The 12,603-nt window shown below is 66.4% G+C and carries 13 protein-coding genes; 7 read left to right on the top strand and 6 right to left on the bottom strand.

Features of this window, described 5'->3' with window-relative positions; all coding sequences use genetic code 11:
- Positions 1–2: 2 nt before the first annotated feature.
- From AiwAL_RS04635 to AiwAL_RS04615, 5 genes are all read left to right on the top strand, one after another.
- Positions 3–2,138, top strand: coding sequence for a hypothetical protein (locus AiwAL_RS04635; RefSeq protein ID WP_235702553.1), 2,136 nt, complete (start codon positions 3–5; stop codon positions 2,136–2,138).
- Positions 2,139–2,142: 4 nt separating this feature from the next.
- Positions 2,143–2,493: a hypothetical protein gene (locus tag AiwAL_RS04630; protein WP_262312201.1), complete on the top strand. Its 351-nt coding sequence runs from the start codon at positions 2,143–2,145 to the stop codon at positions 2,491–2,493.
- A 37-nt stretch (positions 2,494–2,530) separates the two neighbouring features.
- Positions 2,531–2,752, top strand: coding sequence for a hypothetical protein (locus AiwAL_RS04625; RefSeq protein ID WP_235702555.1), 222 nt, complete (start codon positions 2,531–2,533; stop codon positions 2,750–2,752).
- A gap of 2 nt (positions 2,753–2,754) precedes the next feature.
- Complete coding sequence (locus tag AiwAL_RS04620) at positions 2,755–3,144, top strand: hypothetical protein (RefSeq protein WP_262312200.1); 390 nt, start codon at positions 2,755–2,757, stop codon at positions 3,142–3,144.
- A gap of 140 nt (positions 3,145–3,284) precedes the next feature.
- The gene (locus AiwAL_RS04615) at positions 3,285–3,545 is read left to right on the top strand and encodes a hypothetical protein (RefSeq protein WP_235702557.1); all 261 of its coding nucleotides are present in this window, start codon (positions 3,285–3,287) and stop codon (positions 3,543–3,545) included.
- Here AiwAL_RS04615 and AiwAL_RS04610 read toward each other — a convergent pair.
- From AiwAL_RS04610 to AiwAL_RS04595, 4 genes are read right to left on the bottom strand one after another with little or no spacing between them, the layout of a single operon-like run.
- The gene (locus AiwAL_RS04610) at positions 3,515–5,698 is read right to left on the bottom strand and encodes an RNA degradosome polyphosphate kinase (RefSeq protein WP_235702558.1); all 2,184 of its coding nucleotides are present in this window, start codon (positions 5,696–5,698) and stop codon (positions 3,515–3,517) included. The genes AiwAL_RS04615 and AiwAL_RS04610 overlap by 31 nt on opposite strands.
- A 30-nt stretch (positions 5,699–5,728) precedes the next feature.
- On the bottom strand, positions 5,729–6,466 hold the full coding sequence (locus AiwAL_RS04605; RefSeq protein ID WP_235702559.1) for a DnaA/Hda family protein: 738 nt from the start codon (positions 6,464–6,466) through the stop codon (positions 5,729–5,731).
- Between the two features lie 30 nt (positions 6,467–6,496).
- The gene (locus tag AiwAL_RS04600; RefSeq protein ID WP_262312199.1) at positions 6,497–7,591 is read right to left on the bottom strand and encodes an AI-2E family transporter; all 1,095 of its coding nucleotides are present in this window, start codon (positions 7,589–7,591) and stop codon (positions 6,497–6,499) included.
- The gene (locus AiwAL_RS04595; RefSeq protein WP_235702561.1) at positions 7,588–8,163 is read right to left on the bottom strand and encodes a CDP-alcohol phosphatidyltransferase family protein; all 576 of its coding nucleotides are present in this window, start codon (positions 8,161–8,163) and stop codon (positions 7,588–7,590) included. The genes AiwAL_RS04600 and AiwAL_RS04595 overlap by 4 nt, the downstream gene beginning before the upstream one ends.
- Positions 8,164–8,314: 151 nt before the next feature.
- Here AiwAL_RS04595 and purM point away from each other — a divergent pair, with 151 nt between their 5' ends.
- Together purM and purN are read left to right on the top strand one after the other, a co-directional pair.
- Positions 8,315–9,385, top strand: a complete 1,071-nt coding sequence (gene purM / locus AiwAL_RS04590; protein WP_235702562.1) for a phosphoribosylformylglycinamidine cyclo-ligase — start codon at positions 8,315–8,317, stop codon at positions 9,383–9,385.
- On the top strand, positions 9,382–10,002 hold the full coding sequence (gene purN, locus AiwAL_RS04585) for a phosphoribosylglycinamide formyltransferase (RefSeq protein WP_235702563.1): 621 nt from the start codon (positions 9,382–9,384) through the stop codon (positions 10,000–10,002). Before purM ends, purN begins: the two co-directional genes overlap by 4 nt.
- Positions 10,003–10,265: 263 nt before the next feature.
- Here purN and argF read toward each other — a convergent pair whose 3' ends face one another.
- Entirely contained in the window at positions 10,266–11,204 is a 939-nt protein-coding gene (gene argF, locus AiwAL_RS04580) for an ornithine carbamoyltransferase (RefSeq protein WP_235702564.1), read from the bottom strand.
- On the bottom strand, positions 11,201–12,397 hold the full coding sequence (locus AiwAL_RS04575) for an aspartate aminotransferase family protein (protein WP_235702565.1): 1,197 nt from the start codon (positions 12,395–12,397) through the stop codon (positions 11,201–11,203). The genes argF and AiwAL_RS04575 overlap by 4 nt, the downstream gene beginning before the upstream one ends.
- Positions 12,398–12,603: the final 206 nt, after the last annotated feature.

The following is a 12,603-nucleotide window of genomic DNA, read 5'->3' as shown; positions in this document are numbered from 1 at the left end:
CCATGGCGGTGATGTCGGTGGCTCGGGGGGCGCCGCTCGCCGGTGCGACCGGGCGAATCCTGACCCGCTCGCTCGGTGCGGCGAGCGTGCCTTCGGGTGGGTTCAGCGGACCGCGACCCTCGGCGATCGCCGGGCTCGCCGGCTGGTGGGATGCCGGCACGCTGGGCGGTGCGCGCGATGCGAACGGCAATGTCGTCGGGTCGTGGAACAGCACGGTGGCAGCGCTTGCCGATCAATCCGGCAATAACACCGCACTTTTGCCATTCCATATCGCGACGGATACCGCATCGAACCCCACGCTCGCCGTGCCGCGCGTCAACGGATTTCTCGGCGCGGTCGGCAGCCCGGACGGCACGATCGCGCAATACGGCCCGACGCTCGATCCCGATTGGGGCCTGTCGCATCCAGGGTTCGATCTCGGCAGCGGCGCGGCGTGGACGCTCTATCTGGTGTGGACCAGACCGAACTGGCGGCAAGGCACCATCCAGGTGAACGGCGCACCGACGCCGCTGCTGCACGCGATGGCGACCGGGACGACCATCGTGCAGGCGGCGGGGCCGGCGGGCGGCGGTCTGACGCTGTTTCCGGGTGCGCCACAGAGCGCCTCCATCGCGGCGACGCTCGATCGGCGGCATAGCCATGCTTTGATCCTGCGCAATACGCCGGGCGTCGGTGTGGATGTGTGGCTCGATGGCGCGCAGACGGTCACGACCGCGCCGAATCCGCTGCCGGCCAGCGCCATGGGCCAGGTTCTGCTGTTTCACGACAATACCGTGCAGGGTTCCGCGCAATGCTGGTTTCACGAAGCGGCGTGCTGGACCCATGCGCTGGCGGCTTCGGATATCGCGACACTCATCGCCTGTCAGGGTCGCTGGAGGCTGGGTGCGCGGCGCGGTGTCAATTTGTTAGTGATGGGGCAGTCCAACGCGGAGTGGTTCGTGCAGTCCGGCGCGCCGCTGGCGCTGGCGCTGGGCGTCGCCTGGTATCTCGGGGCAGCCGCGTGGGCTTCGACCGCGCTGCAATCGGGCGATTATAACAGCCCGCCGCGCTATTCGATGGTCGCGGGCCATCCGATTTCCAATTCCTCGGCACCGCTGTTTCCGCCGGGTGCCGGCAATGGCACGTTCCTGATCAATCCCGGCGACGGTTCGGCTCCCTCGACCTGGGCGCTCGGGCCGGACGGACAGGCGCTGATAGCCTACTTGTCCGGCGCGCAGGCGCTGGTTTCGGCGCCGGACGAGAACGACATCGCGTTCCTGCTCTGGCCATGGTCCGAGCAGGACAGCACCATGCCCTATGCGAACAAGACGCTGTATAAAGGCAGCGTATCGCAGTTAGCGAATCTGACGCGGCGGATTTTCGGACGAACTGCCGCCGAAATGCCGCTTCTGATGTGGAGCGCGATCCCTTACGAGACCGATATCGGCGTGCAGATGGTGCGCGAGAGCGTGCTCGATCTTGCGCTCGATCCGGCCCAGAATATCGTCGCCTTCGCGGCGCAGACGGCGGATTCGAATCCGCTGAACGCGACCTGGAATCCGAATACCGGCGTCTTTTCCGGTGGCGACCCGCAGCACCGCGACCAGCCCGATCTGCTGCGCTACGGCAGGCTTGGCTCGCACATGGCGGCGCGCGCAGCGTTGGCGCTGGGGCTTTCGGATTCGATTCCGGCGGGCGATGTGCCGGCCGCCGGCCTGCCGGTCGCAGGCGGGCCGAAAATCGTCCATGCCTACCAATCGGCGCCCGCTCAGGTGATTCTGACCATCGAGCATGATGCCGGCAGTGATCTGGTCGTGCCGTTGCAGGCGGCGAACGGCGCGGGTTTCGCGGTGATGGATGGCGGTTCGGTCGCCAATCCGGGCCCGATGATCGCGGCGGTCGCGGCGGCGCGGGTCGATGCGACGCATGTTTCGGTCACGCTGGCGCAGGCGCCGGCCAATCCGGCCGCTCAATGTTTGTTTTACTACCCGTTCGGCAGCAACCAGATCGGCAGGGGAAACGCGGTGACCGACAATCTTGCATCATTGGCGCCGCCCGCCGGATGGTCGATGGCGAATGATCTCGGCTCCGCCTTCGCGATCGACATGCCGCTGCAAGCCACCGCCTATGGCCTGACCTTGTCCGCCAGCCCGACCTGATCCCGTGACGGATGAGACGATCGCGATGCTGCGCGAAGCCATGGCCGATTTGCGCGCGGAGGTCGGGCTGCTGCAGAACGAGGTCGCCTCGGCGCGCCGCGATATCGCGGCGATCGAGGCGCGGCATATGGCGCTGGAAGCCTGGCGCAGCCGGTTCGAGTTACAGGTTGCCTCGGCGCAGGATCGGTTCATCGGAAAATCCGACGAGCTGGTCAAGGAATTGTCGCGATTCCATGCCGAGCTTGCCCAGTTCCGGGGCGAGCAGTCGGGCAGCCATCGGGTGACGATGATCGTGGTCGGGCTGCTCTCCGCGGTGATCGGCAGCATCGCCGTGCATTTCCCGCGCGCGTTCTGACAATTGGTGTGACATCAAACCAAAAAGGCCGGCACGCATGAAACCGTTCCTGTTGAGCCTCGTCTCCGATTCGAAGGGACGTTCCGACGAAATGGCGATGCTTTCGATTCTCGGTGTTCTGACCTTTATCGGGTTGGAAGCGTTCAGCGTGATCCTGCGTCATCAACCCTTCGAGCCGGATCGGTTCGGCATGGGGCTCGGCTCGGCGATCGGCGCCGCGGCGATCGGTATGGGCTTGAAATCACGCCTCGGAGAATGACGATGCCGGCTTTGATCCTGCCTTATCTGACCCGGTTCGCGCCATGGATTCTTGCCGCCCTGCTCGCGATCGGCGGGGTGATCTATGTGCGGCATCTGCAGGACGCGCTGCGCGTGGCGAATGCCGATATCGTCATTGCCAGAACCACGATCGCCCGTCTCAGTGCTGCCAACAAGCAGAATCTCGCCACGCTGCGGCGCTTGCGGAGCGAAGAAGCCGCATGGCGGGCCGCATTGACCACGACGATGACAACCGACAATCGCGACACGCGGTTCACCGACGGATTGTTGAACGGGATCGCCGCCGCTCCCGCCAGGAACGACGCGCCGGTCGCTCCGGTGCTCGCGGCGACGCTTGCCGCGATCGCCAAGGCTCAAGGAAAAATGCGATGAATCGCGCGATCGTCTTATACCGGCAACCCGCAGGGCTGACGGTATCGTGCGCAGGGCTGGTGTGGCGGCTGCGCGCAAAAGCAAAGAGATACCAGCGGCCTGACAATAATCGAACGAGCCATTTATTCAGGCCGCTGGTATTGTGCGTCCTGCTGGCCGGCTGTGCGGCGAAGCCGGTCGCGATCACCAAAATCAGGCTGGTGCAGCCGCAAATTCCGCAACCATTGCTGATTTGCCCGAATGCGCCCGCCGTGCCGGCGGCAACACGGCAATCGCAGGTCGCCGCCTATATCGCGGAACTCTGGCGTGCCCATGCGGTGTGCTACGACCATCTCGCGGCGGTCCGGCGGACGCTCCGGCCCAAAACCGGTTATTCGTTGATCAGGAAGGTCTTGCGGTAGCGCGTCCGCTCGCGCTGATGATGATTGATCGGGCTACGCAGCGCAGAACCGCGGCCCGAGAGCGACGGGTTGGTCATGAAATACTCATGCGCCGAAACCGGCGGATCGCCGGCGCGAATCTTGGTCCAGCGCGCATCCGGCCCGAGTTCCCAGGAATCGACATCGTCGCGCAGATTGACCGCCATCACCTGATCCAGCACCTGGGCATGGACGGTAGGGTTATGGATCGGCACGAAGGTTTCCACCCGCCAGTCGAGATTGCGCGCCATCCAGTCCGCACTCGAAATGAAAACCTTGTTCTCGCGGCACGGCATTTCGGCGCCGTTCGCGAAAGCCGCGATGCGCCCGTGTTCGAGAAACCGGCCGATGATCGATTTGACCTGGATGGTTTCCGACAATCCGGGCACGCCGGGACGCAGGCAGCAAATGCCGCGCACCACGCAGATGATCGGCACCCCCGCACCGGACGCGCGATACAGATGATCGATCAACCGCTCATCGACCAGAGAATTCATTTTCAGCCAGATGCCGGATGGCCTGCCGGCTTCGGCGGCGGCGATCTCGGCGTCGATCAGCGTCTCGATGGTGCGGCGCGTGGTCAGCGGGCTGAAAACGAGCTGTTCCATCCGTTCGGGCCGCGCATAGCCGGTCATGTAGTTGAACAGCCGTGCGGCGTCGCGCGTGAGTTCGGGATCGGTGGTGAAGAACGAAAGATCGGTATAGATGCGCGCGGTGATCGGGTGATAGTTGCCGGTGCCGAAATGTGCATAGGCGCGCATCGAGCTGCCTTCCCGGCGCACCACCAGCGAGAGTTTCGCATGGGTCTTCAGGCCGAGGAATCCATAGACCACCTGAACGCCGGCGGCTTCCAGCGCTCGGGCGAGGCGGATATTGGCCTCCTCGTCGAAGCGCGCGCGCAACTCGACCATCGCGGTGACGCTTTTGCCCGATTCCGCGGCCTCGATCAGCGCGCCGACGATCGGCGAATCCCGGCTGGTGCGATACAGGGTCTGCTTGATCGCGACGACATTGGGGTCCGCCGCCGCCTGGCGCAAGAACTGCACCACCACGTCGAAACTCTCGAACGGATGATGGACGATGATGTCCTTGTTGCGGATGGCGGCGAAGCAGTCGCCGCCGAAATCGCGGATTCGTTCGGGAAAGCGCGGGGTATAGGCGGGGAACAGAAGCTCTGGCCGGTCATCGACGATCATTTCCTTCAGATCGACAAGGCCGAGCATCCCTGGCTCGATGAAAATCTCATCGTCCGGCGCGTCCACCTCCTCCACGACCAGGGCGCGCAAATCGTCCGGCATGTCGGCGGCCAGGGCGAGCTGGATCGCCGCCCCGCGCCGCCGGCGCTTCAGCGCGGTCTCATAGGATTGCACGAGATCTTCGGCCTCTTCCTCGAATTCGACATCGGTGTCGCGGCTGACCCGGAACAGGCCGGAACCGGCGAGGCGGAATCCATGAAACAGCCGATCGAGGAACAGGGCGACGAGCTCTTCGAGCATAATGAACCGGATCGTCGCGGACGAGGCGTCCGGCAGGCGGATGAACCGCCTGATCTGCGCGGGCAGCGGAATCAGCGCGCGCATCACCCCGGCATCGTCCTCGCGAATCAGCTTGAGCGCGAGCACAAGCCCCATATTCGGCACGAACGGGAACGGGTGCGCCGGGTCGATGGCGAGCGGGGTGAGCACCGGAAATACCCGCTCCATGAAATACTGGTCGAGAAACCGGCGATCCTCCGGCCCGAGTTCGCCGGGGCCGACGATGGTAAGTCCAACCGCACTCAGCTCGGCCCGCAGATCGGCGAAGGCGCGCTGCTGCGCTTCGATCAGGGAACGGGCGCAACGATTGACTTCGGCGAGCTGCTGGGTCGGGGTCAGCCCGTCGGATGATTGCAGCACCAGCCCGGCGCGCGCCTGACCGATCAGCCCGGCGACACGGACCGAATAGAATTCGTCGAGATTCGACGCGCTGATCGACACGAAACGCAGCCGTTCGAGCAGCGGGTAGCGCGGATTTTCCGCCGCGGCGACGACGCGCAGGTTGAAATCGAGCCAGGAAAGCTCGCGGTTGATGAAGCGGGCCGGGTCTTCGCGCGAGATCGGCTGGGCTAGCGCGCCGGGATGTAGGGCCAGATCCATGCGCGCATTCTGGCACGAAAGCCCGCGCGACTAAAGCAGAGACGCCATGTCGGTTTCGTGACGTTCCGTTGATCCTCCGGCATGATTCGGCGGGTCGGCCAGCTCGGCGAGCAGCCGTTCGGCCATCCGTCGCGAGGGGGCGGTTCCCAATGCCAGCGCCGCGCGGTCGAGCCGGGCCACCGCCTCGTGCAGCACGGAGGGCCGGCGCGGCAGGCGGGTCAGCAGAAACTGGCGCAGCGGCGCGGTCAGGGTCATCTGCCGCGCCGCGGCGAGCCGGAGCAAAAGCGCTTCGAGCAGCGATTCCTCCGCCGGCTCGATCTGGATCGTCAGGCTCGCGCGCAAGCGGCTCGCGAGATCCGCCGGTTCGACGGCAAGCCGCGCCGGCGGCACCCGGCTGGTCAGCAGCACCGATTGTTGCGCGGCCAGTGCGCGATCGAGCGTCGCCAGCACGGCGAGTGGGGCCGCCATGATGTCGATATCCTCGATCAATAAATCCCTGCCCTCGGGCGAGACCGGCTCGCGCAGGCGCGCGGCTTCCAGCACGATCGCGCCGCGCGCTTCGACCCAGAGCCGCCCCAGGTTGGTTTTGCCGCATCCCGCCTCGCCCCACAGCACCAGCCGTCGGTTCACCCAGGACTCAGGTGCCGCGAGTGCGGTCCGCGCCTGCGCGTTCGATTGCGCCTCGATGAAATCCGCCGCGGCGAAGCTCTCCGGCTCGTCGAACGGTAAAGCGAGCTGCCGCGCCTCGGCGATCACCCGATCCGCCATGGCCGCACTAGGAACTTCGGAACCACCACACTAGGAGCCCGAGCGCGGCGGGTCGAGATAGAGCGGGCTTTGCAGATAGTGCCTCAGCCAGAACCGGGCGAGCACGCCCAGCGTGGCGGTGACCGGCACGGCGAGCATCACGCCGAGAAACCCGAACGTCTCGGCGCCCGCGAACAGGGCGAAAATCACCCATACCGCCGAAAGCCCCAGCCGGTCGCCGAGGAAGCGCGGCGCGACCACGTAATCGTTCAGCAACTGGCCGACGACGAAAATCACTCCCACCACGATGACGTGGTCGATGCCGTTGAACTGTCCGAGGGCGAGCACGATCGACGACACCGCGCCGACGATGGTGCCGACATAGGGAATGAACGAGAGCAGCCCGGCTGTGAGGCCGACGACGAGGCCGAGATTGAGCCCGGCGATGGTCAGCGCGATCGCGTAGAACGCGCCGAGGAACAGGCAGCAGATCGCCTGGCCGCGCAGCCAGGCGTTCAGAATCCGGCTGATCTCCTGCGCCAGGTTGCGGATCACGCTTTCATGCGAGCGGGGCAGCCAGGAATCGATCCGCGCCATCACTCCGGGCCAGTCGCGCAGCAGATAGAAGGCGACGATCGGGGTGATGATCAGCAGGGTGAGGATGTTGAACAGCGCGAAGCCGGTGCCCACCACCCGGCGCGCGGCGGTGCCGATGAAGCCCATGATGGCGCCGCCCTCGCTGGTCACCAGCGATTGGAGTTTGCCGGAGACGAAATTCGGCCCGAGCCGCGCCTGGAGATTGCTGATCTCGTGGGCGACGAATTTCTGCAGGCTCGTAATCATCCCCGGCAATTGCTGGACCAGCAGCCCGATCTGCGCCGCCACCAGCGGATAGAGCAGCAGGGCGCACAACCCGACCCCCGCGATCAGCGCGAGCAGCATGAGTGCCGAGCCGAGCGAGCGCGGCAGTCCGAGCCTTGTCAGGGCCGAAACGGCGGGATCGAGAAAATAGGCGATTCCGGCCGCCGCGACGAAGGGCAGCAGGATCGGCGAGAACAGATGCAGGAACAGCACGACCAGCAGAAGCGCCGCCCCGATCGCGGCGATGCGCTGCCAGCGCGGGCCGCCCTCGAACCGGTCGCTCATACGAGTCTGGTGCCGCGCATGACGTAGGCCGCCCCCGAGATCAGCGTGGTCAGCGCGACCGCCAGGATCAGCGCCGCGCGGAGATAAGGCGGATGCACGGGGAAACCGGCTTCGGCAAGAGCCACGCCCACCAGAGCGATCTGGGCGACCGTGTTGACCTTGGAGACGATCAGCGGACGGATGGCGACTGCGCTGCCGATCAGCCGCAGGAGGCCGATTCCGCCCACGATCATCACATCGCGGAACACCACCATGATGGCGAGCCAGAGCGGCAGCAGCCCGACGGCGGTGAGTGTGACGAACATCGAGGTCAGCAGCATCTTGTCGGCCAGCGGGTCGAGCAGCGTTCCCAGCGCTGTGACGCCGCGCCGGCGCGCGAGCCAGCCATCCGCCGCATCGGTCAGCCCGGCGAGAACGAACAATATGGCTGCCGCCGCGCAATCGTCGCGCAGCACCAGCCAGACGGCGACCGGCACGGCGCAGATGCGCCCGAAGGTCAGGATGTTCGGCACCGTCACCACATCCTGCGAGGCGGGGCGTCCTGCCGGCGCGTAGTTCATACCATCCGGCATCGTCGGTCGGCTTTCATCCTGTTGCGCCGATCCGGGCGGTGTGGTGATAACCGCGCCGAACGCGCCATGGGTCGGGTTCGTGGTCGGTCGCCGGCTATGGGGGGCGTGGCCAGAAGATCCATGGCATCGGCATAGCGCATCGGAGGCGGGCATGACCAGCAGCGGCGGCGGGAACGGTGCGACCTATCGGGCGGCCGGGGTCGATATCGAGGCGGGCGACGCGCTGGTCGAGGCGATCAAGCCGCTGGCCAAGGCGACCGCCCGCCCCGGCACGATCGGCGGCCTGGGCGGGTTCGGTGCCTTGTTCGACCTGCGCGCGGCGGGGTACGCCGACCCGATTCTGGTTTCCGCCACCGATGGCGTGGGCACCAAGTTGCGCCTCGCGATCGACACCGGTAGTCACGACACGGTCGGCATCGACCTCGTTGCCATGTGCGTCAACGATCTGGTGGTGCAAGGCGCCGAGCCCTTGTTTTTCCTGGACTATTTCGCGACCGGCAAGCTCGACCTCGCCGCCGCCGGGGCGGTGATCGCCGGAATCGCCGAAGGCTGCCGGATCGTTGGCTGCGCGCTCGCCGGTGGCGAGACCGCCGAAATGCCCGGCATGTATGGCGATGGCGAGTACGACCTCGCCGGCTTCGCCGTGGGTGCGGCGGAGCGCGGCGCGCTGCTGCCCGATGGCGTCGCCCCCGGCGACATCCTGCTCGGCCTGCCGAGTTCCGGCATCCATTCCAACGGATTTTCGCTGGTCCGCCGCATCGTCGCGTTGTCCGGCCTGACGCTCGACGCGCCGGCGCCGTTTGCACCCGAACTCTCGCTCGGCCAGGCGCTGATGACGCCGACCGCGCTTTACGTCCGCCCGGTGCTCGCGCTGACCCGTGCCGGTCTGCTGCGCGCCGCCGCCCACATCACCGGCGGCGGCCTGCCCGGCAACCTGCCCAGGGTTCTACCCGAAGGCTGCGCCGCCGAACTCGACGCGCCATGGCCGATGCCTCCCGTGTTCCCCTGGCTCGCCCGCACCGGCGGCGTCGCCGGTGCGGAAATGCTCCGCGTGTTCAATTGCGGCATCGGCATGGTTCTCGTGCTGCGCGAGGCGGATACCGACGCCGCCACATCACTTCTCGAAACCCAGGGCATCGCCCCGCTCCGGCTTGGCAGGATCGTGGCGGCCGAGGGTGCGGCCTCGGTCCGCATCGCCGAGCCGGATGCTTTGTTCGCATGAAAACCCGTGTCGGTATCCTTATCTCGGGGCGCGGCTCGAACATGCAGGCGCTGATCCGCGCCGCCGAAGCCGCCGATTACCCGGCCGGCATCGCATTGGTGATCTCCAACCGCGCCGATGCGGTCGGGCTCGACATCGCGCGCCAGCATGGCGTGCCGGCGCTGGCGATCCCCGGCCGGGATTTCGGCGCCGACCGTGCTGCGCACGAGGCGGCGATCGATGCCGCACTGCGCGATGCCGGCTGCGAGATCGTCTGCCTCGCCGGCTATATGCGGCTGCTCACGCCATTCCTGGTGCATAACTGGGCGGGGAAAATGCTCAACATCCACCCCTCGCTGCTGCCAGCCTATCCAGGGCTCGACACCCATGCCCGCGCGCTCGCCGCCGGAGCGAAAATCCATGGCTGCACCGTCCATCTGGTCACCGAAACCGTGGATGACGGCCCGATTCTCGCCCAGGCCGCCGTGCCGGTGCTGCCCGGCGATACCGAGCAGTCGCTGGCCGCGCGGGTTCTGGCGCAGGAACACCGCATCTACCCGGCCGCGCTCGCGAGCCTGACCGGCGCCGCCGCCGTGCCGGCCGATCGCGGGATTTCGCTGATCAACCCTTGCGTTTGAACGCGGGAAACAATAATCCTTGAATATGTCACGAACGCGTGTGGCGTGAGGAAACCTGGAAGCGGCGCGAAAGGGTCAAGGCGATAATGATGGCTGATACCGAATCTCGGAACCATGTGTCGATCGGTTCAAACGATATGGACCAGGAGAGTCAGACATTCTGGAACGGGTTCACCCGGTTTCTGGTCATCACCGTCATCAGCGTCGTCGTCATCCTGCTTCTGATCGCGGCGTTCACCGTCTGGAGCTGAACCGGGGCCGGTTCAGCCGCCCAGGCACCAGGCCAGAATCCCCTGCTGGGCGAACAGCCGGTTCTCCGCCTCGTCGAACACCACCGATTGCGGTCCGTCGATCACCCCGGCCGACACCTCCTCGTCGCGATGCGCCGGCAGGCAGTGCATGAAAATCGCATCCGGCGCCGCCCGCGTCATCAGGCGCTCGTTCACCTGATACGGGGCGAGCAGATTATGGCGCGACTCGGTATCGTCGTCGCTCATGCTCACCCAGGTATCGGTCACCACGCAGCGCGCCCCGGCAACCGCCGCCGCCGGGTCGCCGGTCAGCACGATATCGGCCCCCTGCGCCCGCGCCCAGGCGAGCGCTGCGGCATCCGGCGGCAGTTCCGCCGGACAGGCGAGGCGAAGCGAAAATCCGAACCGCGCCGAAGCCTCGATCCAGCTTTTCGCCATGTTGTTGCCGTCGCCCACCCAGGCGATCTTTTGCTCCGCGATCGGGCCGTGGCGTTCCTCGAAAGTCATCACATCGGCCATCACCTGACATGGGTGCGACCGCTCGGTCAGCCCGTTGATTACCGGCACGGTGGCGTAGGTGGCGAGTTCGCGCAGCTTGGATTCCCGGTCGGTGCGCAGCATGATCGCATCGACATAGCGCGACAGCACCCGCGCGGTATCCGCCACGGTTTCACCCCGCCCGATCTGCATTTCGCGCGAGGATAGCATCACCACGTCGCCGCCCAGGCCGCGCATCGCCATCTCGAAGCTTACCCGCGTCCGGGTCGACGGTTTCTCGAAAATCAGCGCGAGCGCCCGCCCGGCCAGCGGCCGCGCAGCGGATCGCCCGGCGCGCTTGAACCGCACGGCGGAGTCCAGAATCCGGCGCAGCACCGGGGTTTCGATCAGCGACAGGTCCAGGAAGTGGCGCGGGGGCTCTTGCATGGTCGTGGTTTCGATCGCGGCGCTCATTTCGCGGCATTCCGCAGGGCGGAGGGTTTGCAGCGCCGTGCCGCACCGTCGAGCCGTTCCAGCGCTTCGCCGATTTCGGCATCGCCGATCACCAGCGGCGGAATGATGCGCAGCACGTTCTCCCCGGCGGCCACCGCGAGCAGCCCTTCGGCGAGGCACGCGGCCTGCACCTCGGTGTTCGGCACCGCGCACACCAGGCCGAGCATCAGCCCCCGGCCGCGTGCTTCGGCGAACACATCCTTGTGGCGCACAACCAGCGCATCCAGCCCGGTTCGCAGCCGCGCGCCGAGACGCGCGACACCATCGAGAAATCCCGGCGCCAGAACAACGTCGAGCACCGCGTTCCCCGCCGCGCAGGCGAGCGGGCTGCCGCCGAAGGTCGTGCCGTGGCTGCCGGGAACCAGATGCTTCGCCACAAGCTCGCTGGCCAGCAAGGCGCCGAGCGGAAACCCGCCGGCGATGCCCTTGGCCGTGCTCACCGCATCTGGCATCACCCCCGCCCATTCATGGGCGAACAGCTTCCCCGTCCGGCCCATGCCGCATTGCACCTCGTCGAAGCCGAGCAGGAGGGAAAATTCGTCTGCCGCCGCGCGCAATCCGCGCAGATAGTCCGCATCCGCCGGCCTCACCCCGCCTTCGCCCTGGATCGGTTCGACCAGAATCCCGGCGGTTTCCGGGGTGATCGCGGCGCGCAGCGCGTTCAGATTGTTGAACGGCACATGGTCGAATCCGTCCACCTTGGGTCCGAACCCGGCCAGATATTTGGCATTGCCGGTTGCGCTGATCATCGCCAGCGTGCGGCCGTGGAACGCGCCCTCCGCGCAGATGATCCGGTAGCGCTCGGGCTTGCCGTCATCCGCCATGGTCCGGCGGAACGCCTTGACCAGCGCCTCGTTCGCCTCGGCGCCCGAATTGCAGAAGAACACGCTGTCGGCGAAACTGGCTTCGACCAGCCGTGCCGCCAGCCGTTCGGCCTCCGGCACGCGATACAGGTTGGACACATGAATCACCTTCGCCGCCTGCCCGGCGATCGCGCTGGTCAGGCCGGGATGCCCATGCCCGAGCGATGAGGTCGCGATGCCCGCGCCGAAATCGAGGAATCGTCGCCCATCCGCCGCAACCAGCCACGCGCCTTCGCCATGATCGAAGGCGAGGTCCATCCGGTTGTAATTCGGCATCAGGGCAGGGATCATTCCACGTCACTTTCTTTCGCGAACCGACTATTGTGCGAAGCAATACCGCCAAGTCAAACCCGAATTTTCACGGAACGGCCCGAATCGGGCCGGAATCGCAGGGATCAGGGTTGCGAAACGGGATGGGCCGGAATTTCAATGCAGGTCGTCCGTGCCCGACGTGAACGGCCGAACCGCCCGCCCTTGCCGGAAACCCCGCTTCGTGA

It is taken from the genome of Acidiphilium sp. AL, assembly GCF_025499445.1.
Classification (GTDB): Bacteria; Pseudomonadota; Alphaproteobacteria; order Acetobacterales; family Acetobacteraceae; genus Acidiphilium; species Acidiphilium iwatense.
This window is presented reverse-complemented; position numbering and strand designations above follow the sequence as displayed.

What these genes read in the sequence shown, in the direction of transcription:
- purM (WP_235702562.1), top strand. Translation starts at nt 8,315, where the DNA reads ATGACCAGCAGCGGCGGCGGGAACGGTGCGACCTATCGGGCGGCCGGG.
- purN (WP_235702563.1), top strand. Translation starts at nt 9,382, where the DNA reads ATGAAAACCCGTGTCGGTATCCTTATCTCGGGGCGCGGCTCGAACATG.
- AiwAL_RS04605 (WP_235702559.1), bottom strand. Translation starts at nt 6,466, where the DNA reads ATGGCGGATCGGGTGATCGCCGAGGCGCGGCAGCTCGCTTTACCGTTC.
- argF (WP_235702564.1), bottom strand. Translation starts at nt 11,204, where the DNA reads ATGAGCGCCGCGATCGAAACCACGACCATGCAAGAGCCCCCGCGCCAC.
- AiwAL_RS04595 (WP_235702561.1), bottom strand. Translation starts at nt 8,163, where the DNA reads ATGCCGGATGGTATGAACTACGCGCCGGCAGGACGCCCCGCCTCGCAG.
- AiwAL_RS04635 (WP_235702553.1), top strand. Translation starts at nt 3, where the DNA reads ATGGCGGTGATGTCGGTGGCTCGGGGGGCGCCGCTCGCCGGTGCGACC.
- AiwAL_RS04575 (WP_235702565.1), bottom strand. Translation starts at nt 12,397, where the DNA reads ATGATCCCTGCCCTGATGCCGAATTACAACCGGATGGACCTCGCCTTC.
- AiwAL_RS04620 (WP_262312200.1), top strand. Translation starts at nt 2,755, where the DNA reads ATGCCGGCTTTGATCCTGCCTTATCTGACCCGGTTCGCGCCATGGATT.
- AiwAL_RS04600 (WP_262312199.1), bottom strand. Translation starts at nt 7,591, where the DNA reads ATGAGCGACCGGTTCGAGGGCGGCCCGCGCTGGCAGCGCATCGCCGCG.
- AiwAL_RS04625 (WP_235702555.1), top strand. Translation starts at nt 2,531, where the DNA reads ATGAAACCGTTCCTGTTGAGCCTCGTCTCCGATTCGAAGGGACGTTCC.
- AiwAL_RS04610 (WP_235702558.1), bottom strand. Translation starts at nt 5,698, where the DNA reads ATGGATCTGGCCCTACATCCCGGCGCGCTAGCCCAGCCGATCTCGCGC.